The 21,863-nt window shown below is 52.0% G+C and carries 16 protein-coding genes; 10 read left to right on the top strand and 6 right to left on the bottom strand.

The features are described 5' to 3' along the window. Nucleotides 1–420 precede the first annotated feature (420 nt). The 3 genes from K6R05_RS19630 to K6R05_RS19620 all read left to right on the top strand — a co-directional run bounded on the left by K6R05_RS19630 (nucleotide 421) and on the right by K6R05_RS19620 (nucleotide 4,961). Complete coding sequence (locus K6R05_RS19630) at nucleotides 421–2,748, top strand: FdhF/YdeP family oxidoreductase (RefSeq protein WP_161736675.1); 2,328 nt, start codon at nucleotides 421–423, stop codon at nucleotides 2,746–2,748. 219 nt (nucleotides 2,749–2,967) lie between these two features. Continuing rightward, nucleotides 2,968–4,083 carry a metallophosphoesterase gene (locus K6R05_RS19625; RefSeq protein WP_222925691.1) on the top strand — a complete coding sequence of 372 codons (1,116 nt, stop codon included), beginning with the start codon at nucleotides 2,968–2,970 and terminating at the stop codon, nucleotides 4,081–4,083. A gap of 77 nt (nucleotides 4,084–4,160) precedes the next feature. Then, nucleotides 4,161–4,961 (top strand): MBL fold metallo-hydrolase, encoded by an 801-nt coding sequence (locus tag K6R05_RS19620; protein WP_161736677.1) that lies wholly within the window; start codon nucleotides 4,161–4,163, stop codon nucleotides 4,959–4,961. Between the two features lie 51 nt (nucleotides 4,962–5,012). Here K6R05_RS19620 and K6R05_RS19615 read toward each other — a convergent pair whose 3' ends face one another. Both K6R05_RS19615 and K6R05_RS19610 read right to left on the bottom strand, forming a co-directional pair. Then, nucleotides 5,013–6,938: a methyl-accepting chemotaxis protein gene (locus K6R05_RS19615; RefSeq protein ID WP_222925690.1), complete on the bottom strand. Its 1,926-nt coding sequence runs from the start codon at nucleotides 6,936–6,938 to the stop codon at nucleotides 5,013–5,015. Nucleotides 6,939–7,552: 614 nt separating this feature from the next. Then, a complete protein-coding gene (locus K6R05_RS19610) occupies nucleotides 7,553–9,211 on the bottom strand; it encodes a methyl-accepting chemotaxis protein (protein WP_161736642.1) in 1,659 nt (552 codons plus the stop codon). A gap of 619 nt (nucleotides 9,212–9,830) precedes the next feature. On the opposite strand from K6R05_RS19610, the gene K6R05_RS19605 reads away from it, so the two are divergent. Then, the gene (locus K6R05_RS19605; protein ID WP_222925689.1) at nucleotides 9,831–10,160 is read left to right on the top strand and encodes a hypothetical protein; all 330 of its coding nucleotides are present in this window, start codon (nucleotides 9,831–9,833) and stop codon (nucleotides 10,158–10,160) included. An 80-nt stretch (nucleotides 10,161–10,240) separates the two neighbouring features. Here the strand turns inward: K6R05_RS19605 and K6R05_RS19600 are convergent, their stop codons facing one another. Further along, a complete protein-coding gene (locus K6R05_RS19600) occupies nucleotides 10,241–10,474 on the bottom strand; it encodes a DNA polymerase V subunit (RefSeq protein WP_161736644.1) in 234 nt (77 codons plus the stop codon). Between the two features lie 942 nt (nucleotides 10,475–11,416). Here K6R05_RS19600 and K6R05_RS19595 point away from each other — a divergent pair. The 3 genes from K6R05_RS19595 to K6R05_RS19585 all read left to right on the top strand — a co-directional run bounded on the left by K6R05_RS19595 (nucleotide 11,417) and on the right by K6R05_RS19585 (nucleotide 13,978). Then, nucleotides 11,417–12,631: a diguanylate phosphodiesterase gene (locus K6R05_RS19595; protein ID WP_222925688.1), complete on the top strand. Its 1,215-nt coding sequence runs from the start codon at nucleotides 11,417–11,419 to the stop codon at nucleotides 12,629–12,631. A gap of 172 nt (nucleotides 12,632–12,803) precedes the next feature. Beyond that, nucleotides 12,804–13,013 (top strand): CsbD family protein, encoded by a 210-nt coding sequence (locus K6R05_RS19590; RefSeq protein ID WP_010256969.1) that lies wholly within the window; start codon nucleotides 12,804–12,806, stop codon nucleotides 13,011–13,013. 200 nt (nucleotides 13,014–13,213) lie between these two features. Beyond that, on the top strand, nucleotides 13,214–13,978 hold the full coding sequence (locus K6R05_RS19585) for a MerR family transcriptional regulator (protein ID WP_161736646.1): 765 nt from the start codon (nucleotides 13,214–13,216) through the stop codon (nucleotides 13,976–13,978). A 73-nt stretch (nucleotides 13,979–14,051) separates the two neighbouring features. Here K6R05_RS19585 and K6R05_RS19580 read toward each other — a convergent pair whose 3' ends face one another. Together K6R05_RS19580 and K6R05_RS19575 are read right to left on the bottom strand one after the other, a co-directional pair. After that, the gene (locus K6R05_RS19580; protein WP_222925687.1) at nucleotides 14,052–14,540 is read right to left on the bottom strand and encodes an Hsp20 family protein; all 489 of its coding nucleotides are present in this window, start codon (nucleotides 14,538–14,540) and stop codon (nucleotides 14,052–14,054) included. 173 nt (nucleotides 14,541–14,713) lie between these two features. Further along, on the bottom strand, nucleotides 14,714–14,953 hold the full coding sequence (locus tag K6R05_RS19575) for a transcriptional regulator (RefSeq protein WP_161736648.1): 240 nt from the start codon (nucleotides 14,951–14,953) through the stop codon (nucleotides 14,714–14,716). Between the two features lie 371 nt (nucleotides 14,954–15,324). Here K6R05_RS19575 and K6R05_RS19570 point away from each other — a divergent pair, with 371 nt between their 5' ends. The 3 genes from K6R05_RS19570 (at nucleotide 15,325) to K6R05_RS19560 (ending at nucleotide 19,352) form a co-directional block, all read left to right on the top strand. Then, nucleotides 15,325–15,549: a DUF3606 domain-containing protein gene (locus K6R05_RS19570; RefSeq protein ID WP_013356498.1), complete on the top strand. Its 225-nt coding sequence runs from the start codon at nucleotides 15,325–15,327 to the stop codon at nucleotides 15,547–15,549. A gap of 512 nt (nucleotides 15,550–16,061) precedes the next feature. Further along, on the top strand, nucleotides 16,062–17,846 hold the full coding sequence (locus K6R05_RS19565; RefSeq protein WP_161736649.1) for a putative bifunctional diguanylate cyclase/phosphodiesterase: 1,785 nt from the start codon (nucleotides 16,062–16,064) through the stop codon (nucleotides 17,844–17,846). A gap of 318 nt (nucleotides 17,847–18,164) precedes the next feature. Further along, entirely contained in the window at nucleotides 18,165–19,352 is a 1,188-nt protein-coding gene (locus K6R05_RS19560) for a diguanylate phosphodiesterase (RefSeq protein WP_222925686.1), read from the top strand. 1,437 nt (nucleotides 19,353–20,789) lie between these two features. On the opposite strand, the gene K6R05_RS19555 is transcribed toward K6R05_RS19560, so the two are convergent. Beyond that, the gene (locus K6R05_RS19555; protein WP_222925685.1) at nucleotides 20,790–21,863 is read right to left on the bottom strand and encodes a RepB family plasmid replication initiator protein; all 1,074 of its coding nucleotides are present in this window, start codon (nucleotides 21,861–21,863) and stop codon (nucleotides 20,790–20,792) included.

The raw sequence follows: 21,863 nt of genomic DNA, 5'->3' as shown, positions 1-21,863 counted from the left end.
ATCTGTTATATTTTCCTGTGCCCGGATCCCGTTACACCAACACTGCCGTTGTGAATATTTTTTCCGCTTTAGTGTACAGGTAGAAATATTAACCGTAATGACTTTCCCCCTAAGAAATTAAACACTTCAGGCTCGCTATCAGATTATCAGCCTTCTATAACAACCATTTACCTGCCATCGTTTTATTACCAGTCATAGTAACCTTTCAGTCTCTGATAAATTACCCTGATGATAACGCAGTACCGTCTCGTTTATTATTACCTGACCCTCCCTCTTATTTCATACCAGAAAAACAGAGCGCAGGATCCCTGCCGAAACATTTTGAGAAAAAATTTTGCTGAATAATAGCCACAATCCACGTTGCTGTTCCTTTTTATGTACCAGGCTTAGCCGATAACAATAGAGACAATGTGGAGCATTATGAAAGAGCAAAATCGCACAAATGGCATCGCCCCTTATGGGGGTGCTGCCGGTGGTTGGGGCGCACTAAAGGCGGTTGCCGATGCTATCCGCGGCCAGATGTCAGTAAAGCAGGATGTGATTGCCCTGTTTAAAGTCAACCAGCCGCAGGGCTTTGACTGTCCGGGCTGTGCCTGGCCAGACCCGCAACACGCCTCATCTTTTGAATTCTGCGAAAACGGGGCGAAAGCCGTCTCGTGGGAAGCCACCAGCAAGCGCACCACGCCAGACTTTTTTGCTGCGCATACCGTGACTGAATTGTGGGAGCGCAGCGCACTGCATCTGGAGGGAGAAGGACGGCTGACCCATCCCATGAAGTACGATGCCACTACCGACACCTATCAGCCCATTGAGTGGGAAACGGCGTTCCAGGAGATTGGTGAGCATCTGCGCAGCTATGACGATCCCGATAGCGTGGAGTTCTATACGTCGGGCCGCGCCTCCAATGAAGCGGCGTTCCTGTGGCAGCTGTTCGCCCGCGAATATGGCACCAACAACTTCCCTGACTGTTCAAACATGTGCCACGAACCGACCAGCGTCGGGCTACCAGAGTCGATTGGCGTTGGTAAAGGTACGGTAGAGCTGGAGGATTTTGACCACTGCGATCTGGTGCTCTGTATCGGTCATAACCCTGGCACCAACCATCCGCGCATGCTCGGCACGCTGCGTGAAGTCTCTAAACGCGGGGCCACTATCGTGGCGATAAACCCACTGCGTGAGCGCGGGCTGGAACGCTTTACCTCGCCGCAAAGTCCGATTGAAATGCTGTCAATGAGCTCTACTGAGCTGGCGTCGACCTATTACAAAGTGCGGGTTGGCGGCGACGCGGCAATGCTCAAAGGCGTGATGAAGATCCTGCTCACTATGCACGAGGAGGCATTGAGCCAGGGCAAACCCGGCGTCATTGATGACGCATTTATCAGGGAGCACACAGAAGGTTTTGATGCCCTCAAGGCCGACCTGGAGAGCACCGACTGGGAGCATATCCTGAAAGTCTCTGGCATGGCGCGCGAGGAGATCCAGCATATCGCCCGGCTGTATGCCAGCGCCGAACGGACCATCATCTGTTATGGCATGGGGATTACCCAGCACCAGTATGGCACCCAGAACGTGCAGCAAATCGCCAACCTGCTGCTGATGCGCGGCAATATCGGTAAGCCGGGCGCAGGTATCTGTCCGTTACGTGGACACTCCAATGTGCAGGGCGACCGCACTGTAGGCATCACTGAGATTCCGCCGCAGTCGCTACTGGATGGTATTGAGAAGGTGTTTGGTTTCAGGCCGCCGCAAAAGCATGGTCATGGCGCAGTGGAGGCGATAAAGGCCATGCGCGATGGCAAAGCTAAAGCGCTGCTCTGTCTGGGGGGTAACCTGGCAGAAGCAATCTCCGATCCCCAGGTGACGTTCCCGGCCATGCGTAATTTAGATCTGGTCGTGCATATGGCCACCAAACTCAACCGCTCACACCTGTTACTCGGCAGGCACAACTATCTGCTGCCGGTGCTGGGCCGGACTGAGACCGATGTTCAGGCTACCGGCGCGCAGAGCGTAACCGTTGAAGATTCCATGTCGATGGTACATGCCTCGCGCGGTTCGCTGAACCCGGCTTCACCTCATCTTAAATCTGAACCCGCGCTGGTCGCCTCACTGGCTAAGGCAACCCTGCCAGACAGCGTGGTTGACTGGTCAGCCATGGTCGCCGATTACAGCCGCATCCGTGATGCCATTGAAGCGGTGTTCCCGGCGTTCGAAAACTTTAACGAGCGGATTAAGCATCCGGGAGGTTTCAGGCTCCATAACGCCGCATCAGAACGGGTCTGGCTCACGCCTTCCGGTCGTGCGCAGTTTAAAGTGATGCAGGGCATTAACGAAGATCCCCGCTCGCTGAAATGCCATGATCTGGTCCTCACCACCCTGCGCAGTCACGACCAGTACAACACCACGCTGTACGGACTAAATGACCGCTATCGGGGCGTGACAGGCCGCCGCGATGTGCTGTTTATCAATGCCGAAGAGGCAGAGAAACGAGGACTGCGGGTGGGTGACCGTGTCGATCTTATGGCACTGGATCCGGAGGGTAATCCCACCTCGCGTCAGATGAAAAACCTGACCATCGTGATTATTGATATGGCACCAGGTTCAGTCGGCGCTTACTACCCGGAAGCCAATGTGATGGTTCCGCTCGACAGCCACGATACGAAAAGCGGCATTCCCGCCTATAAAAGTATTCCGATCGCTATGACGCGAGTAACCGACGAGACGCACACCACCTCAGGTATGCTTCGCTAGTCTGACCTGCCAGACAGTGAATGTTGTCAGCGTGGCCAGTGTTCCGGTCACGCTGTTTTTACATTTTCGGCCCTCAGCTTCTTTTATCACCGGTAAAGCACCCCGCGCGAAGTAACCCGAACGGCAGCATCGTATACACTGATGTGCGAAAAACAGTTCTATAAACGATTGTCTCATATTTGCCTGCGCTGACGTTTAGCGCCCTACCGGAAGACTGCCATGTTTCACCTGATTTTCAGCTTACCCAGCTGGTATGTTATTGCGCGCGTAATCATTCCCTTATCCCTGCCACTGGCCATCAAGGTCCTGCTCTCAGCACTGGTGCTGCTGGCCTCACAATATCTGCTGGTAAGCCGCTTTACGTCAGGCGGCATTTTCTCGGCAGAAATGCCCCGCATTATCATCATCCTGTTTAACTGGGCGTACAGCACCGTGCTGCTGCTGGCGCTGCTGCAGATGCTGATGGATGCAGTCATGCTGATCGCGCTGCTGTTGTGGCATCCGCTGGAGCTGGTGCCTGGTGTTCGCTATCTGGCTGCGGTGCTGGCGATGGTGCTGGCTGCTGTTGGGGTGCAGCAGGCGATTCGGGTGCCGCCGGTCAAAGAAGTGACGCTGGTCCTGCCCAATCTTCCGGCTGAGTTCGAGGGCTATCAGCTGCTGCAGCTGACCGACCTGCATATCACCCGGTTGTTTAATGCGGCCTGGACCGCCGCGATGGTTCAGCGAGCGATGTCTCTTAACGCCGATCTGATTGTGATAACGGGCGATGTGATCGATGGCAGCCTGGAACACAGGCGTCATGACGTCGCACCACTGCGCGCGCTGACCGCCCCTGATGGCGTATGGGCGATTACCGGGAACCACGAATATTTCTTCCATCAGGCAATCTGGACAGCACATCTGGCCTCACTAGGGCTGCAGCCGCTGCTCAACAGCCACACCGTTATTCAGCGCGGAACCGCAAAGCTGGTGATTGCCGGCCTGCCAGACGCCTCCGCACCCGGCAGAAATGCGACCGGCCCCGATCTGGCCCGCGCGCTGGCACAGGCACCTGAAAACGCACCGGTGATCCTGCTGGATCATCAGCCGCGCAATGCCCGCCAGAACGCGGCGCAGGGCGTGGATGTGCAGCTTTCAGGACATACGCATGGCGGTCTGATTATCGGACTGGACCGGCTGTTTGCTAAACCCAATGCCGGATTTGTGTCCGGGCTTTATCAGGTTGGCGGAATGCAGCTCTATGTGAATAACGGCACGGCACTCTGGCCCGGCATGGCGGTCAGACTGGGCCGTCCATCGGAACTGACGCGGATTACTTTACGCCGCCAGCGGTGATCGTGTGACGAAACTGCGTCAGGAAAGTGCGGTTTTTGCAGGTGTGCATAAGCTTGAGTAAGACAAAGGAGATCACCATGACGATGTTATGTACCGCCTGCGGCACCGCTTATCCGCCCCAGTCTTCTCATCAGCATTGCAAAATCTGCGAGGATGAACGTCAGTACGTTCCTGCCACGGGTCAGGGCTGGATCGCGTTTGACGCGCTGCGCGCCAGCCACGCGAATAAGTGGACGGCCCACAGCGATGCGCTGTTAAGCCTTAAAACCGTGCCTGAATTTGCCATTAATCAGCGTGCCTTTCTGCTGCGTACGCCACACGGCAACGTGCTCTGGGACTGTATTGCTAACCTCGATGACGCCACTTTTACGCTGATCACGGCGCTGGGCGGCATTGATGCTATCGCGATTTCACATCCGCACTATTACACCACCATGCAGGAGTGGGCAGAGGCGTTTAACGCGCCCCTGCATCTGCACGCCCGCGATCGGCAATGGATTGTCCGGGATAGCCCGCATATCCGGTTCTGGGAGGGTGAATCCCTGGCGCTGATGCCATCGGTGACACTGTTACGGCTGGGCGGCCACTTTCCTGGTGGCAGCGTGCTGCACTGGGACGAGGGCGGAGGCGTAATGCTGGCGGGGGATATCATGCAGGTCACGCCGGGTGCGCATGGCGTGTCATTTATGTGGAGCTACCCGAATATGCTGCCACTGTCAGCCGCCACAGTAGGCGACATTCTGCATCGGCTTGATGACGTGACATTCGGGGAGCTTTATGGCGCGTTTGAAGGTCAGGATATTCGTGAGCAGGCGAAAGAGAAAGTGATTCGATCGGGAGAGACCTATCTGGCCTGTCTGCGGGATCATCAGGCGTAGCAGGCGTTGAGAAAAAACAGCCGCCCACAGGTGGCGGCTGCTTTAACACTATTATGCCGTCTGGAACACCGCAACCATAGTACGCAACTGGCCTGCGCGTGCGGCAAGCTCATCAGCAGAGGAGGCCGATTCTTCTACCAGCACGGCGTTCTGCTGCGTCACCTGATCCATCTGGTTCACTGCAATATTGACCTGAGAAATACCACTGCTCTGCTCCTCAGATGAAGAAGAGATATCACGCATCAGCTGAGAGGTCTGTTCAATAGCACTGACGCTCTGCTTCACTTTGTCGCCTGCGTTCTGCGCCATCGCAATCCCTTCCTGCGCATGACCGACCGACTGCTCAATCAGGCTCTTGATCTCTTTTGCTGCACTGGCGGAGCGTTGTGCCAGCGCACGCACTTCGGATGCGACAACCGCAAAACCTTTGCCCTGCTCGCCAGCGCGCGCCGCTTCAACCGCGGCGTTCAGTGCCAGAATATTGGTCTGGAAGGCAATGCTGTCGATCACAGAGGTGATCTCTTCAATCTGACCCGAACTGCCGCGGATTTTGTGCATGGTCTGCATCACGGAATCCATCGCCGCGCCGCTTAACAGTGCCGCCTGCGTCGCTGATTCTGCGCGATCAGAGGCAAAGCGGGTGTTATCCGCATTCTGCTGAATAATTGATGCCAGCTGTTCCATGCTGGCCGCTGTTTCAGCCAATGAAGCCGCCTGCTGTTCGGTGCGAGACGAAAGGTCGCCATTGCCACGGGCAATCTCTTCCGAAGAGTTAGCAATGGTGGCGGCGTTACCTTTGATATCCGAAACCAGCTGGGCAAGACGCTGCTGCATCCGCATTAACGCATTCAGCAGTTCAGCCATTTCATTACTACCGGAAATCGTCAGCTGTGCTGTCAGATCGCCTGCCGCGACGCGACTGGCCACTTCGACCGCTTCTTTGACCGGACGGGTCACCGAGCGGGTGATCATCACCGCCACCAAAATGGCCAGCAGAGCGACGGCCAGCAGACCTGCCAGCAGCAGATACTGCGCCTGACGCCTTTTATCAATCTGTACTTCCATCAGCTGTTGCAGGCGGGTACTGGTTTGCTCGCCCAGCTCCGCATAGCGGTTAATCGCCTGAGTAAACACCCGTACATATTCAACCGGCGCCACACTGGCGTGCCCGCTCACAAATATACTATCAGCCAGTTGCAGTGCGCCTTGTGCCTGCTGATTCGCATCCTCTGCCAGACCAGAGAACGTGGTTTTCAGATCCGGCTCAATGAAGAATACCTTGTCCATATTTTTGCTGAACTGTGCCAGCGCGGTTCTGCCATTATCAAGCTGGAATGCCAGACGACTGCGATCGGCCTCAGAAATATTTCCACTGGCAATCAGCGACGTACCATTGGCTCGGATCTGACCCAGAGTTTCAGTCAGCAGCGGCAGGCGACTATAGATGCTGACGATCAGCTGGTAGGTATTTAAATCTGCATCCAGCGAAAGCTGATAAAAATCCAGCACATCCTGATTGGTGTCCAGTAAGACCTGAATCAGATGGGCGTGACGCGTCAGGCTGGTTGCCAGCGTGAGTTTGCCAGCGTTGATATCATCCTGCAGCTGACCCCACTCCTGATTAACCCGCTGCAGCGATTTCAGCGGTTGTGCCTGCTCGTCATCCTTGCGCAGATCGTCAGCAATCGTTCCGGATAACGTATTGATTTGCGAGACCAGCGCCAGACGTGGTGCGTTATCAGGCTTGTTAAGGGAGATGGCGATAGCGCTCTCTGCACGATGACGCTGTAACAGGTTAAGGAGTTTCAGGACTTTTTTCTCAACCGGTATGCCAGATAGCTCTACATTCTTGGTATCGATAAGCTGATTACCTGTCTGAATAAACAGAAAGGTAGGTAAAATAAACAACACCAGTGCAAAGGAGCCCAGTAACAGGAATTTTGCTGGCAAATTAATCCGGTCGAGTATTTTTTTCATTCTTTTCCGCTCTGATGTGTGAGGCGTGCTGGTGAGTAGTGCACAAAATTGCTCGTGTAATATTATTTTTACCCTTCCTTTTGCATAGCCAGAGGCGCCTCATTCAGCACAATATTGCTATAAAGGAAGGGGTTTCGTATAAAATATCAGAAATGTATATCGCAACAGAAAGGAGTATAGATTGTGATACGTTACTTTACAGTGAATAAAATGACGATATTTACTGCAACATTCACCTAAGCCAAATCTATAAATAGCTATAAATATCAATAACATAAAATAACAATACACATACCTGCCTTTTTAGTCGTAAGCCTGACTTCAGCATCAACGTTATGAAAATAAAGAAACTCAAGTTAATGTTATTGTCGCCGATAACAGTCATCCGCACTGTATCGAATTAACTTTCATTATCCTATTAACCCTGGCGAGACATTCCCCCCTGAATATCGATATAGTCTCACCTCACTCGAAAGAGTTAATCCCAGCAGGTTATTTTAATAATGAAATCGATTTCATTAAAAGTTTATTTTGCTTAGCACTGTTTCATTTAGCTAATTAAGGATATAAAAAAGCCCCCACAGTATGGAGGCTATCATTTTACTGCTCAGCTATCAGAAACTTTCCCAGTTCGCCTGAGTCAGGTCGATAGTGTGGCGCTCAGGCTGCTTCGCCGGCAATCCTGGACGACGTACACCAGCGGGCTGTTGCGACGACGCCACACGCTGGTTACTCTCCAGCGTAAAGGTCGCCACCAGCCCTGACAGCGTCTCTGCCTGCTCCTGCAGGGATTTAGAGGCGGATGAAGCCTCTTCTACCAGCGAGGCGTTCTGTTGCGTCACCTCATCCATCTGGCCAATCGCCTGATGAACCTGCTCAATGCCCTTGCTCTGCTCAGACGTCGCCGCGGCAATTTCGTTGACCAGATCGGCTACCTGCTGAATCGCCTGACGGACATTTTCACTGTTTGATCCCACGCCGCTGGCCTGCTCTAAACCGTGTTCAACCTGTGAAACCGACGTTGAGATAAGGTCTTTGATTTCACGTGCGGCAGACGAGGAGCGCTGCGCCAGATTACGCACTTCAGACGCGACCACAGCAAAGCCGCGACCATGTTCACCTGCACGTGCTGCTTCGACTGCCGCATTCAGTGCCAGGATATTGGTCTGGAAGGCGATGCCTTCAATCAGCCCGGTGATTTCAGAAATTTTGGCGGAGCTGGCGCGGATTTCATCCATGGTGTTGAGCATCTGCTTCACTGACGTGCCATTCTGGATCGACATGTGATTGGCGTTATTCGCCAGGCTGCTGGCCTGATGCGCGCCTTCTGAGTTCTGACGAACCGTTTCGCTCAGGGTCGCCATGCTGGCTGCTGTCTGCTCAAGAGATGCCGCCTGCTCTTCAGTACGCGCGGAAAGATCTTCGTTACCTGCAGCAATTTGCGTGGATCCGGCACTGACCGACTGTGCGGCGTGACTGACCGAAAGCAGCGTGCCGGAAACGCGTGACAGCAACTGGTTAAACGCCATCGCCGTTTTGCCGATCTCATCTTTACGGCTGACTTCAGCGGTATGGGTCAGGTCAAGCGTATGGCTCACCTGCGTCATGGTGTTGACGATGCCTGACAGGCTCCTTTTAATGCCGAGGATCACCTTAGCGGAGAAACCGGCCAGCAGCAGAACAAGCAGCAGCGAACCGCCAGACATCATCCACAGCGTCTGTGTATAAATGCGCTTGTTCTCAACCCTGAGCTGTTCGCCAATATCAATATTCAGCTGAATCTGGCGGGTAAAATCTGCTTCCATTTTACGGGCTGCAGCACCTACTCCATTATCACTCTGCAGTAACGGAAGCGTAACAGCATCATTCTGAGCGCGTGACGCGGCAAGAAAAGCTGGCAATGCGCTGCGTACATCATCCAGATTTTTATAAGCCTGCTCGGTCATGGCTTTATCTTCATCGTTTGAGATGTCGTTAGCCATATAATAATCATTCAATGACTTAACCTGCTGAAGCAGATTTTCAATACGTTCCTCTGCCGCAGGAAATTTGGTCGCATCGGTAATGCTCTGGTATCGATAGAGAGCGATCCCTAACTGATTGGTGACACTAATCGATTTATTAAGGTCACGAATGCTGGGTATCGCGTTCATCTGTACATATTCAAAACGGGATTGAAAGCCCGAAATCACTGATAAGGAAATAATCACCAGCGCAATCAGTGACATTGCAAGCAGTGAGAAAATCAATACCAGACGCTGCGTAATAGTCATAAACGTCCCCTGGAGAGAAAATAAATGTGATCCTGGTTTGAACTGGATTATTTTTATCGGCTTTGGTCTGCGGGGCTTTAATCAATCATGGAGGATATATTTTTTTATTTTTCCTTGCATCTGTAACAGAGTGAACTATCTCCCGACGTTCTCAGTTAATAATCCATTTCATCTTTCCCCTTTAACAACGTATCCCAACGTAAAGTTTTGCCAGCCTGCTTACACAATCCGATGGTCAGGATCAGGCTTCAGATGCTGTCCGTTGGAATCTGATGATTAGCCTGCTAATTCAACAGGATCGCTGACGATAATGGTTGTTGAGAGGCACGTTAACACCATGGCAGAGGGCTACAGATCCTGCAACATCAGTGTTGCGAATAGCAGGCGTTACCGGGGACGAAAATTCGAAGTGTGGGCGTGACATCAGATTAACTGATACGTGTAAACATGGCGGGATATACGCTGGGCTACCACTCTGAGTTTTTAACCATTTGTGTCAGGGCCAGATTAAATCAGGGAATTCACTGGCGGAATGCTGATTCTGGTCTATGCTCACTGGCCCGACCAGGCTTAAGCCTGTCGCGCAGCAATAACGCTTACAATAAAAAAGGTAGTTCTCATGGATTTAGCCACATTTGAAACCAGAACCGGTCTTTGGCCACACATGCAGTTTACGGATGTTGAATATGAAGAGTGCAGTGTTGGCTTTGAAATCTACGCCATTGATGTCAGCCGCCAGACGAAGAGCAAGCTGTTTATCTGTCGCGTCGCAACTGAACAGCAGGCAGCGTCGCTGACGGCACAGTTCAAAGAGTGGCTGCCAAAGTTAAAGCTTAAAAAACGTAAAGTTGCGCTCAACCTGGCACGTATGGCCTGCGACAAGAGCTATCCTGCAAATCCTAACTTCCAGGATCGGCCGGATAGGCGTCGTCATTCGTCCAGGCTCTGAAGCTATTCAGTCAGCATCTGACAGAGCAGAGTGGCTGAGATGCCTGCACTATCGTGTTATTTTCAGTTCTGCGGCGCGTATTAATCGTGCGCCGCAGGCATCTGAAACAGCCGGCACTCTCCAGGCTCAACAGAGATATCACTGAAGGTCGTGATATGCATCTCTATCCAGGTATTTGCGGCTCGCAGTGTATGAGGTGCGTTGCGCTGCTGCAGCTCCGCCACAAAATCCTGGGTGCTGACGGTAAACTGACCGGCATCATCCTGTCTAATCGCCTCTCTGAATGCATACCAAATCTCATCATCCTGTGACATCACATTGACTCCACAATGGCTTCTGTTTGAAATAATGCTGTATGCATGAACAGTATAATTAATCCGTCAGGCGGTCAAGTTTGCTCTCACATTGGTGCACGATGCCTGAATTATGGCCATTTGTAGCCGTAGCCGCAGGCAGATCAGGACTTTAATCCTAATCTTAGTAATCGTTTTCATACCTGATTAAATGATTGATCATACTCATTATTTTACATTGTAAGCATTTTAATTATTTGATATCTAACTAAAAAAATAGTAACCGCAGCGGAAATAACAGCGGTTTTGCCCTATCTTTAAATGGCTCTGCAACGAAATCCACTTCTGTTTCAGAGTGATCTGACTCCTACCCTTGCCCCCTTCGAAAGGGGGCACTTTTTCCGATACCGCCGATGTCGACACGGAGTAAATCTGCAGAACGGTAATGTTTACGCGTACCGGTTAAACCTGCAGAAGACGTCAAGAATGTGACTGGAAAAAGGAGAATTTGTAATCTGGTAATTTAATGGTTGCCCTGATGTTATCAAAAGCCTAAACCAGTTGATTGAATATCAGGACAATTTTCTGACATATCAGAGAAACTGATTTTACCCGCTTAATAATTCCGCCAGTTCAGCATGGTAAGGAGAACATAAAGCGCGCAATAATCAGGCACAAACCGAATGACCGGCGCCTCACCAGGGATGTCGTTGCGTGATAATAATATGCTATGTCCGCTCTTCGCCCCCGCTTTTGCGGGGGCTATTCTTTTATCTCTGCTTATTCGCCGGTTTATTATTGAAACACCATCGGACATGCGTACGCTTAATTCCTGATGTGCTGCCCTGCCCTATGCCCGTTTGATGCCGCAAGCAGAACGATATATTGGCCGCAGTTTGCCCTTAACCCTCAATATTTCTGTGATATGGTTAATCAGTAACTTCCTGCCATATGAGGCTGCTTATGCTCTCCACCCTGATTTACCGTAGCCAGCTTGCGGGTTTGGTCTCGCCAGAGAAGCTCAAAGCGCTGGTGGAGCGCGCCAGTATCAAAAACGCTGAAGCTGAAGTCACCGGGATACTGCTCTATGACGGGCTGCACTTTTTTCAGGTGCTTGAAGGGAGCGTTGAGAACGTCCATACGGTTTTCCAGCGTATCAGCCAGGATGATCGGCATTTTAATCTGATTGAACTGATGCGAGATTACGCCCCTGCGCGTCGCTTTGGTCATGCCGGCATGGCCTTATTTGATTTACGTGACTATCAGAAACATACGGTCGTGGAAGCCCTGCTTAAACGGGTCACCCTGACTGATGAGCGAATCAGACATGACCGGGTAGTGAAGTTCCTGCGTTCTTTTGTCGAGGGTAGGGACAAAGAGACGTTTATCGGGATTGCCCCTGCCAGCGAGTGGACACTGACTACGCCCCTTGCCGTCAGTGCCCAGCCACCTCTGCAGCCTGCACCGGATCAGCGCTGTGAATTCGCGCTTCAGCCTATCGTAGACGTAGCGAATCGCCGGATTGTCTCCTGCGAAGCCCTGATACGCGGTCTTCAGGGCGCATCCCCCGCAGACTACTTTTTACAGCTGCCGGAAGGCGAGCGTTACCAGGCGGATCTCCATTCCAAAACCTACGCGTTTCAGCTGGCCAGACATCTCGGCTTGCGGGAGCAGACCCTTTCCGTCAACCTGCTTCCCATGTCGCTGGTCGTGATCGACGATGCGGTTGACCATCTCATTCAGCAGATCAGGCAACAGGGATTGCGCCCTGAGCAGGTGGTGGTTGAGGTGACTGAAGATGAGGTCATCTCCCGCTTCGATGCCTTTCAGTTTGCTGTACGGCAGCTGAAAGCAGCCGGAATCAGCCTGGCCCTTGATGATTTTGGTGCCGGTTTCGCAGGCCTGTCGCTGCTGGCCGATTTCCAGCCCGACAAAGTTAAGATCGATCGCAAGCTCATTACCGATATTCACCGTAGCGGCCCGCGTCAGGCGATTGTGCTGGCCATCCTTAAATGCTGCCATGCGCTGGAAATCACGGTCATTGCGGAAGGCGTCGAGAAAATGGAAGAGTGGCTCTGGCTGGAAGGTGCCGGGGTCCGCTATTACCAGGGCTTTCTGTTTGCCCGCCCTGCCCTTAATGCCCTGCCTGCCGTGAGCTGGCCTGCACGACGTCCGTAATTTTACCGGCAAAATATTCCCCTGCCTGCGCTTTTGCTCATAGTTTGAAGCGGCTCACACCGCTTCGCTGCAAAAAGCAAAAGCTGTGCCATGCTTAATTCATCTGACAGCCTTCTGGCAAGACAGATATTCATCAGGTCCCTGGATAACAACCGGAATTGGGAGATTCACCATGAACGAAGATCGCATTGGCGGTAACTGGAAGCAGTTCAAAGGTAAGGTCAAGGAAAAATGGGGTGATCTTACGGATGATGATATGACCGTTGTAGAAGGGAAGCGCGATCAGCTGGTCGGTAAAATTCAGGAACGCTACGGCTACGAGAAAGACCGTGCCGAAAAAGAAGTGAAAGAGTGGGAAGATTCCAACAAGTACCACTGGTAAAGCGTTCTTCATCGCCGGGCGTCTCTGCGCCCGGCACCTGCCCATCAGCGCTCTTCTCCGTATGTGCGTTTACTCCACGCCATCTCCGCACCAGTCGCGGGCATAGATTATGGAAATGATTGTTTCTTTATTTATTTCTGGCGTGCATACTGCGGCCATCTTCCCCGATCGGGGGGCGTTACGCTTCACGGATATCAACTATGCCTCAGCACTCTACCGACACCGTATGTGGTCTCGTCGGTGTTCTTCCTGAAACTCTGCGTCGCTGGCGCCGTGCCGGGCTGCTCACACCGCCTGGCCCTGCTGGCTACTCAGATCAGCAGCTTACGCGCGCCCTCTGCGTTCGTGAAATGACATCAGGAGGCCATACGCTGTTTGATATCCATGCTGCCCTTAACTGTCCCAACGTCACGCTGCCTGGCGGCTGGGCCTGCCGGGAAGAGGATATGTTGCAACTGCTGGCGAACAATCCGGACGCAGATGTTGAACGTGAACTACAGATGATGAATACCGACTACTGTGGCGATGATTATGTTAACCGCTATCTGCGGCCGCTCAACCTCTGGCTGCGTTCTGACCTCAGTAAAGGAGCAGCCCAGCGTCAGCAGCGCTTTCATACTGCCGTAATCCGCCAGTGGGAGAGCCTGTCGCTGGCCGCACGGCGACGCAACACCATACCGCTGTTTCTTGAAGCGGTCAGCGTGACGGATGAAACCGAGATCTGGATGGAAGCGATACGGCTCAACGGACAGGGCTTTCGGGTTGAAGTCGCCGCGGCCACACGCGGTGTTCCCGCCGTGGCGCATCGCCGTTTTGAGCATCATCTGATGTGGTGTGGCGATGGTATCAGTGTATCGATGAAGGCGGCATTTCACTCCCGTCTTGAGGCGGGTGCGCCCATTATGCTGACCGGAACAAATACTGGCGTGCACTCATCCGTTTGCCCGATGTCTGCCAGCGCCTGACGCGGTTGATCTTCTGCCCTGCCGGCAGTTAAAAAAGGCGGAAACAGCCTGAGCCGCTTCCGCCCTGTTCACATTACTGATGTTCCAGCGTTCGTGGTCCGCCGATTGCAATCGGGATGCGGCGCGGTTTCTCGCTCTCCGGTATCTCCTGGATCAAATCAATGCTGAGTAAACCGTCCGCCAGACTGGCGCCGGTCACCTTCATGTGCTCCGGAATAGTAAAGCTCATCTGGAAATCATGCCGGGAAATGCCGCGATGGATCCAGCTGCTGTTCTCCTGCCGGGTCTCGCCAGACGATTCCTCTGATGCATCATTCCGGTGACCTGCTACGGAAAGCCGTCCGCCACGCAGTTCTATTTCCAGCTCATGCTCTTTCCAGCCGGGTACGCTGACGGTCAGCGCGTAACGGTTATCCTCAACCCGCTGCAGATCATAAGCGGGAACTGACGTCACCGGATTGTCGCCAGTCAGCTGGCTGAACAATTTATCGATACGGCTAAAACGGTCTGAAAAGACAGAATCAGCCAGCGAAGGGAAAACAGAAAACTGTTGCACTGACATGGTGATAATCTCCTGAACAGGTTCATCCAAAAGTTCATCTGACCGGTATCATATTTCCGATCACCGTTAAAATAGGGATCGGTTGTCAGCTTTCAAGTGGCTAAATAGTATTTTTTTACGTGACGGTACGGCCTGTTATCACAGACACAAATTTAAGGATATTAACTGAGCCGTTACTTTTTGCTCTGAGGCGCAAGAACAAAATGGGGATGACAACCCGCCAGTAACAACAGTAGTTCATATTCGCCCTGGCTAAGTAGCGTCGGATTACCTGCAGCTTCTTTGGTTTGCCAGACTCTCAGGCTCAGGTCAAAACGCTCAGCGGCGCTCTGCTGTGAGAGGCCAGCGGCAAGACGAAGTTCACGCACATTACTCTGGACAACCACAGGCGGCTTGGGGGGACGATTAACCAAACAAAGACTCCTTAAACATGATAAAAACCGCTAAAGCACAGCGCTTCGCCAGCAATTAAAGCGAAGCGACCCGAAAGCGCTCAGAGCGAAAAGACCAGAGAATAATTGACTATTTTGCTTAAATGTCAAATTTCAGAATCAACAATTAAGCGAAATTTTTCTGTAAGCGAAACGGCATATTTCGTCCTGACAGCGCTTTTCCTATTTCCTTAGAATGCTTTATTTCTTCCGCCAGGAATTATCCTGTTATTTGACTTAAGGACCATTCAGGGATTAATCCGCTACCTCAATGCCCCTTTCTTCATCAGGATGGATGTTTAGCCTGAGGTCCCTGTTCAGGCTGCATCATTGAAACCAGAGGAGGATAATGAATGAAAAATCCCATCCAGCGTCGCTCACCCGACGATCTGTCGCATGTGGAAATTCGTGAACAGTGGCAAATCACCTACTGGACTCAGGAGCTGAGGACAACCCAGGAAAGACTGACACGCGCGATCCGTGAAAGCGGCGCACGAACCGAACAGGTTCGTGACTGGCTGGAACAGAACCCACCCCCACGTCGCCCGGCTCAATCTCTGAATGGCATCAAACGTTAAGCTGATTGCTGTCAGAAACGCTGTGTTAACGCCGGCATTACGGTGGATTGGCCTGCATCAGCCGGGAGCACGCTGACAGGTCACCTCTGCCGGTCTGGGTTCCTTCCCGGCTTTTACGTTGTGTTTGAAGAGGTTATCCCGCAGAGTAGCCTGTGCATAACGATCCTGCCTCCGTCATCTGGGCTGTTTCCCATGAAAACCGACTTAGAAATAATATTAACCATCCTGAATGCTTGTTGATTTTCTGCCCGTAAATGAAGCTTAAACGTGCTGAAGTGGCTGGCTGAAAATATAAAAGGTAAATAATCAGACACCGCTTCGATTAAATTTTCGAATCGTTAATATTCCCTTTATGCGTTAAAGAAAATATTAAGAGACACCCGCCGCATACTCCCTTATTATCAGGCTGACAATAAAAAATACGCTATATTTCCTGCCGCCCGAATCAGATTTCGCTCCGGACAGTTTTCTTTTTTCGCTCCGTAATCAGCCGGTGCGGAGGTTACACACACATGCTCAAGAATCTAGACGGCGACAATGAGCGCCGAAGTCGTGCTTTGCAGGCACTGCGCAACCCTGACGAAAGTCGCGATGACGTTCTGCGAAAATTTGTCCGGTTAGCCAGTCAGGCCCTGGGTATCCCGGGAAGCTTTATCTCGGTGCTGGATGACGAATTCCAGACCGTACGCGCGTCACATAACTTTGATCTGCAACGCTCGACGCGTGGGGATTCACTCTGCCGTCATGTGGTAGACAGCGACAGCGCAGTGATCGTGCCGGATACCTATCACGATGCGCGCTTTGTCACGCATCCGCTGATCACTGGCTCACCTTTTATTCGTTTTTATGCCGGTGTGCCCCTGAAAACCCGCGACGGCATTATTCTGGGCACGCTCTGTGTTACCGACACCGAGCCGCATGCATTTGCCGTTGAGCAGGTGACGACATTAACGCTGCTCTCCACACTGGTCATGTCCTTTCTTGAAGCCTGGCATTCGGCTGGTTTTTGCGATCCGGTGACCGGATTGCCTAATCGCCAGCGCCTGATACGTGATTTGCAATATCTGGCTGTGGCCGGCGACACCACGCCACGCCGTCTGGTGCTGATTGATTGCATCGACATGTCACGTGCTTATGAACTGGCCCGCACCATGGGAATGAATCCGGTTGAAAGCCTGCTGAAGGATATGGCTACCCTGCTGCCGCTGCGCCTGCGTCCGGCGGTAGGTGAAATGATCTACACTGTGGCCACAGGGCGGTTTGCCATTCTGACTCGTGCCGATAGCCGGCTAAGTGCAGCCTGGGTCGCCGATCGCCTGGAGGGTATCAGTGCAGACATGGATGAGGGGCTGTCAGTTGCACTGACGCCTCATACCGGTGAGGCCGGCTTTGTTGCCGGCAGCATGTCAGCGTCGGAAGTGTTGCGCCGCGCGGTGAGCGCGCTGAATGAAGCGGTCGGGCGCGGGCTGCCTTCTCAGCGTTTTGATATTGAGGCGGAGACACAGCGCTCAGAAGATTTCCTGCTGATGACCGATCTGAAAACAGCTCTGCGCGATAACATCGGGCTCTATATGGTCTATCAGCCTAAAATTTGCCTGCAGAGTGGTAAACCGGTGGGCCTGGAAGCGCTCATCCGCTGGCGACATCCCAGCAGAGGGGAACTTTCACCGGCTGCCTTTATTCCGCTGGCCGAGCAGACCGATCTGCTCTCGGTGCTGACCGCCTGGATTATCGACCAGGCCGTTGAACGTCTCAGACGACTGCGTAATAACTGTATTCAATTGCCATTAACCATAAACGTCAGCGTGCGCGATTTTGCATGCGAGGGATTTGCTTCCGCGCTGGAAAGCAAAATGCTGAAGTCTAAGCTTCCGACCTCGCTGCTGGGCATCGAATGTCTGGAGACAGAGCGCATCCTTGAAAGCCCCACCGCTCTTCGCGGACTGGAGATGCTCAGAGAACGGGGATTCACGATTTCACTCGATGATTTTGGCACAGGCTACAGCAATATCAGCTATCTGCGTCGTATGCCGCTGGATGTTATCAAGCTGGATCGCTCTCTGATCAGTGAGCTCTCTTCAGATACGGCTTCACGCATTATTGCCCGTAGCATCATCGCCATGCTCAAAGAGCTGGACTATACGGTGGTGGCAGAGGGCGTTGAGTGTCCTGACGCCGTGACATCCCTGACAGAATATGGCTGCGATCAGGCCCAGGGCTATTTCTATTCGAAGCCATTAAACGAAGAAGCGCTGGATCACTGGCTTCACTGGAAACTGCGTGGTGAGTGCCATTAAACCTGCGCGCTAAAAAATCATCGATGCCTGTGTTGAACATTACGCTTATGTCACTGCTGAGCCGATGATTACGTTTCCGCGAGAACCACAAGGCCGCCCCGATGGCTGCCTTATTTATGATGCAATGACATGATTTCATCGGCACAGATCCAGCAGCGTCATTACGGTTACGTTAACTGAATGCAGATCTGCCGATTTGCCGTTTCGCTTAGTGCCACCTGCTCTGTTGCAGTCCGTGCGACAGCAATCAAGTATAGATGAAACATTTTTTGATCAGTGTTAGCGTGTCCGCAACAATTACGTAAAACGGAGCTGCACATGCTAACTACCATAATCTATCGCAGCCATATTTCAGATGACTTTCCGGTCAGAACCCTTCCGGAGATGGTCGATAACGCCAGCAAAATCAACAGCACGCACGATGTAACCGGTATCCTGTTATTCAACGGCACCCATTTCTTCCAGTTACTCGAAGGTCCTGAAGCGGGCATTCAGGCAGTTTATCAGCGAATCTGTGCCGATCGGCGGCATCATAATGTCGTCGAACTGATGCGTGACTATGCGCCTTCCCGACGTTTTGGTAATGCGGGCATGTCGCTGTTTGACCTGCGCGAACACGATCGCTCATCACTGCTACAGGCGGTGCTGGACAAAGGTACGTCTAAATATCGCCTGACCTATGATGATCGGGCACTGCAATTCCTGCGTACTTTTGTAGAGTCACGTGAGAAAGAAAACTACTACGAGGTTCTTCCGCCAGGTTACTGGGAGTTTATTTCAGAGCACACTCATGTGCCGGACTCCCGCCCGGAGACAGAAGGCGTGAGCTTCCGTCCGGTGGTCGATCCGCTGGCGCGTCAGGTGACCGCCATTGAAGCTGTTACCCTTCGTCCGGCGCTTACCGATGAAATTTCCGGCGACAGGCTTTATGTTGACGACCTGGAAACCGTGAAGAAAACCTTTTCCCAGGCTGGTCTGGTTTGTCCCGATGGTATGACGCTCTACGTGAGTCTGCTGCCAATGACGCTGGTTGTCATACCCGACGCCGTCGAGCACATTGTGGCAGCAATTCAGCAGGCGGGGCTGGTACCGGAGCAGGTCGTTATTGGTGTGAGTGAAACCGGCGTGATTTCACAACTGGACGCGTTCTCTGAAGCCGTACGCGCACTGAAAGCGTTCGGGATCAGCCTGTCTATCGACAATTTTGGAGACGGCTCCGCAGGATTATCATTGCTGACTCATATTCAGCCCGACCGTATCCGTATTGATGCCGGTATTACCCGCGACGTTCATCGCAGTGGGCCAAAGCAGGCGGTTGTGCAGGCGATCATCAAGTGCTGCTCAGCGCTGGAGATCACCGTCATCGCGGCAGGGATCGTACAGGCAGAAGAGTGGATGTGGCTGGAAGCAGCAGGTGTAATCAATTTCCAGGGTACGCTGTTCGCCGCTGCGGGCCGATATGAGGCGCAAGCTGTCGCCTGGCCGGAATATCGCGAGGCCATGTAACGTACGCAGTCCTAATAATCCTAAAGCGGTGCGCCAGCGAGCGGCCGCTTTCTTCATTTATGGCCCTGCCAGCCCTCAGGAACAGGTGTCATTGACAGCCATGCCCTGCGTCCCCGTATTTATCCACGCATTCAGCACTTCTTTTGCAATCATTCTGAACGCCATACTGACACTTTTGAATGAGCTGATGACGCGTATCCGGCATGCATTTCCGGATAACCACTATAGCGAGTAACTCTGACAGGTTAACCACTATAGGAAGTAAATCGGAGACCGAACTGCGCTATCCGGCCAGGGAATGTGAAAAATATCCACTATAGCGAGTAAACGTGCGCCAGAAGCGTTACTGTTAACCACTGTAGCCAGTAAGTTGCGCAATAATCATCCGAATCATAACGATAACTAACTCGCGCAGAGAATAAGCGCAAAGATAACCACTGTAGCGAGTGCCTGCTCACCTCTCTCCTAAGAGGATAACCACTATATCGAGTAAGTCATTCAGACAGAGGAGCCTGAAAATATCCGTGCTTAGCAGGGCACCTCGCACGATTCACCTGCGGGGTAACCACTATAGCGAGTAAAAAGGTCGTGTGAAGATGTGCATGTAGCAGGAACAGAGTCATAGCCCTGCCCTGCTCTATGCTGTTATTCAGTAAAATAACTTTGTTTTGTTAGCGAAACCATTCTGCTCATCCTGTAACGCAACCACTGTAGCGAGTGCCTGCCTGATCTCTCCTGTCGCGCTGGTTTTTTATCCTCATGATACGGTGAGAGACATATAATGATAGTAAGCACTCACTTTAAATTACTGAATATTAGTAACAAACAGTATAAAACGATACCGCTAACCACTATAGCGAGTGATCTCCTCCCTTCTATCCCAAAAAATAACCACTGTAGCGAGAATGTTGTAACAGCCAGGTCTGTCATCTGATCATTATCTGAACGTATTAGCCAATAAATCATCAGAAAACCACTATAGCGTGTAAATCTTATGGGCAGAATGAGGTAAACAAAGATGAGATGGTCATTTCAGAATGGCCATAACCACTGTAGCGAGTAAGGCCGAAGAGCTGAATATCGCCAGCGAAACACGACATATGGCGTCGGGAGGTAAATCCGCATGCTGTTAACCAGACCAGACTAACCACTATAGCGAGTGCTGACACGCTAAAGCGTTAACGCAACGTTTGCAGAGATACCGCGGGACGAACTGGCTAACTACTGCAGGAAGTCGATCTTTTGCGAAGCTTAATGCACCCTCCTGATCAGAGAGGCGCAATGGAAAACCAGAGCAAATAGCAGGATGTTTTTCAGGCAGGCGATTCAGAATGTTGATGCTCCGTCGGGAAAAGATTAACCACTATAGCGAGTAATCTTACTCGCTATAGTGGTTAGCAGGATCCATCAGCCATGAGCGGTGTGGTGAACAGGTAACTAACGGTTTTTCTGTTTCCTGATTTTATTAAGTAACTCTTTTTCCTCACGCGATACCATGACAAGCTCACTGCTATCATCCTCACTCACCGGTTCGGGCAAATTGACATCAATCATAGTGGAGTCGCTGTCCAGATCGTCAAACTCGTCCATCTCATCATCGATCAAGCCTGCCTTACTGAGCGGCAGTTCGGCAGGGCGCAGCTTGGGATGACGATAATGGACCCAGAAGTACACAGAAGAGCCGCGGCGGGTCTCGGTATAGTCGAGATAACCAATCTCTTTTAGCTGCTCCATCGCCTTTCTGACCGTCGCATTCTGGGTGATCACGCGCGACGTAAGGTTGAGCCGTGCACGCAGGCGCGCCATAGATATTGGCGCAGGTTTGGGCGGAAGGCTTTCAATAAACGTATAAAGTGCCTGAGCGGACTCTTTGCGTGCCAGCTCATTAATAGCCTTAAGCTGCAGCAGAACCTTTCTGTCGAACTGATAAAGCTCAAAGATCTTAGGATCGGCCTGTAAGGTCACCGTGTCCTTTTTAACGCTGTATTTGGCGGACTGCACCAGATGCGTTGTGTAGTTCTCTCCGCCCTTGCTGGTAAAAGTCAGGGTGTTAGACGCAATCCGCGTCAGCGAAGCGTCCAGACGGCTCCTGAGCTTCGATGAGAGGCGCGCAGAAGGTATGCCGCAGAGTTTTGCAAATTCTACGAACGAGAGCGTTACCGTGTCTCCCAGACACTCATGCGTGGCGAATGCGCGAATGATCCCAACCCAGGTCTTAAAATCATTATCCATATCCAGTCGGGCACCCAAAATCTTGATGTTGTCATACCCTTCCGATCTGACCAGGGATAACTGTTTCAGATCCTGAGTCACATCCATCGCATTCATCTGGTTTTTCTGACTGCGCGCTGTGGATTTCAGCGTTGGAACAAACAAGCCGAGTCGCATTAACGCGACCGGCTGCACGGTGTTATTACTGTTGGGCGTCAGAGTAACAACTTCGCCTGTACGCTTGTCTGTTTCGCTAAACGCATCAGCTATGTTCAGGATATCTGGTTCTTTTCTTGGCAT

The organism is Pantoea alfalfae, assembly GCF_019880205.1.
Taxonomy (GTDB): domain Bacteria; phylum Pseudomonadota; class Gammaproteobacteria; order Enterobacterales; family Enterobacteriaceae; genus Pantoea; species Pantoea alfalfae.
This window is presented reverse-complemented; position numbering and strand designations above follow the sequence as displayed.

What these genes read in the sequence shown, in the direction of transcription:
- K6R05_RS19630 (WP_161736675.1), top strand. Translation starts at nt 421, where the DNA reads ATGAAAGAGCAAAATCGCACAAATGGCATCGCCCCTTATGGGGGTGCT.
- K6R05_RS19625 (WP_222925691.1), top strand. Translation starts at nt 2,968, where the DNA reads ATGTTTCACCTGATTTTCAGCTTACCCAGCTGGTATGTTATTGCGCGC.
- K6R05_RS19620 (WP_161736677.1), top strand. Translation starts at nt 4,161, where the DNA reads ATGACGATGTTATGTACCGCCTGCGGCACCGCTTATCCGCCCCAGTCT.
- K6R05_RS19615 (WP_222925690.1), bottom strand. Translation starts at nt 6,938, where the DNA reads ATGAAAAAAATACTCGACCGGATTAATTTGCCAGCAAAATTCCTGTTA.
- K6R05_RS19610 (WP_161736642.1), bottom strand. Translation starts at nt 9,211, where the DNA reads ATGACTATTACGCAGCGTCTGGTATTGATTTTCTCACTGCTTGCAATG.
- K6R05_RS19605 (WP_222925689.1), top strand. Translation starts at nt 9,831, where the DNA reads ATGGATTTAGCCACATTTGAAACCAGAACCGGTCTTTGGCCACACATG.
- K6R05_RS19600 (WP_161736644.1), bottom strand. Translation starts at nt 10,474, where the DNA reads ATGTCACAGGATGATGAGATTTGGTATGCATTCAGAGAGGCGATTAGA.
- K6R05_RS19595 (WP_222925688.1), top strand. Translation starts at nt 11,417, where the DNA reads ATGCTCTCCACCCTGATTTACCGTAGCCAGCTTGCGGGTTTGGTCTCG.
- K6R05_RS19590 (WP_010256969.1), top strand. Translation starts at nt 12,804, where the DNA reads ATGAACGAAGATCGCATTGGCGGTAACTGGAAGCAGTTCAAAGGTAAG.
- K6R05_RS19585 (WP_161736646.1), top strand. Translation starts at nt 13,214, where the DNA reads ATGCCTCAGCACTCTACCGACACCGTATGTGGTCTCGTCGGTGTTCTT.
- K6R05_RS19580 (WP_222925687.1), bottom strand. Translation starts at nt 14,540, where the DNA reads ATGTCAGTGCAACAGTTTTCTGTTTTCCCTTCGCTGGCTGATTCTGTC.
- K6R05_RS19570 (WP_013356498.1), top strand. Translation starts at nt 15,325, where the DNA reads ATGAAAAATCCCATCCAGCGTCGCTCACCCGACGATCTGTCGCATGTG.
- K6R05_RS19565 (WP_161736649.1), top strand. Translation starts at nt 16,062, where the DNA reads ATGCTCAAGAATCTAGACGGCGACAATGAGCGCCGAAGTCGTGCTTTG.
- K6R05_RS19560 (WP_222925686.1), top strand. Translation starts at nt 18,165, where the DNA reads ATGCTAACTACCATAATCTATCGCAGCCATATTTCAGATGACTTTCCG.
- K6R05_RS19555 (WP_222925685.1), bottom strand. Translation starts at nt 21,863, where the DNA reads ATGCCAAGAAAAGAACCAGATATCCTGAACATAGCTGATGCGTTTAGC.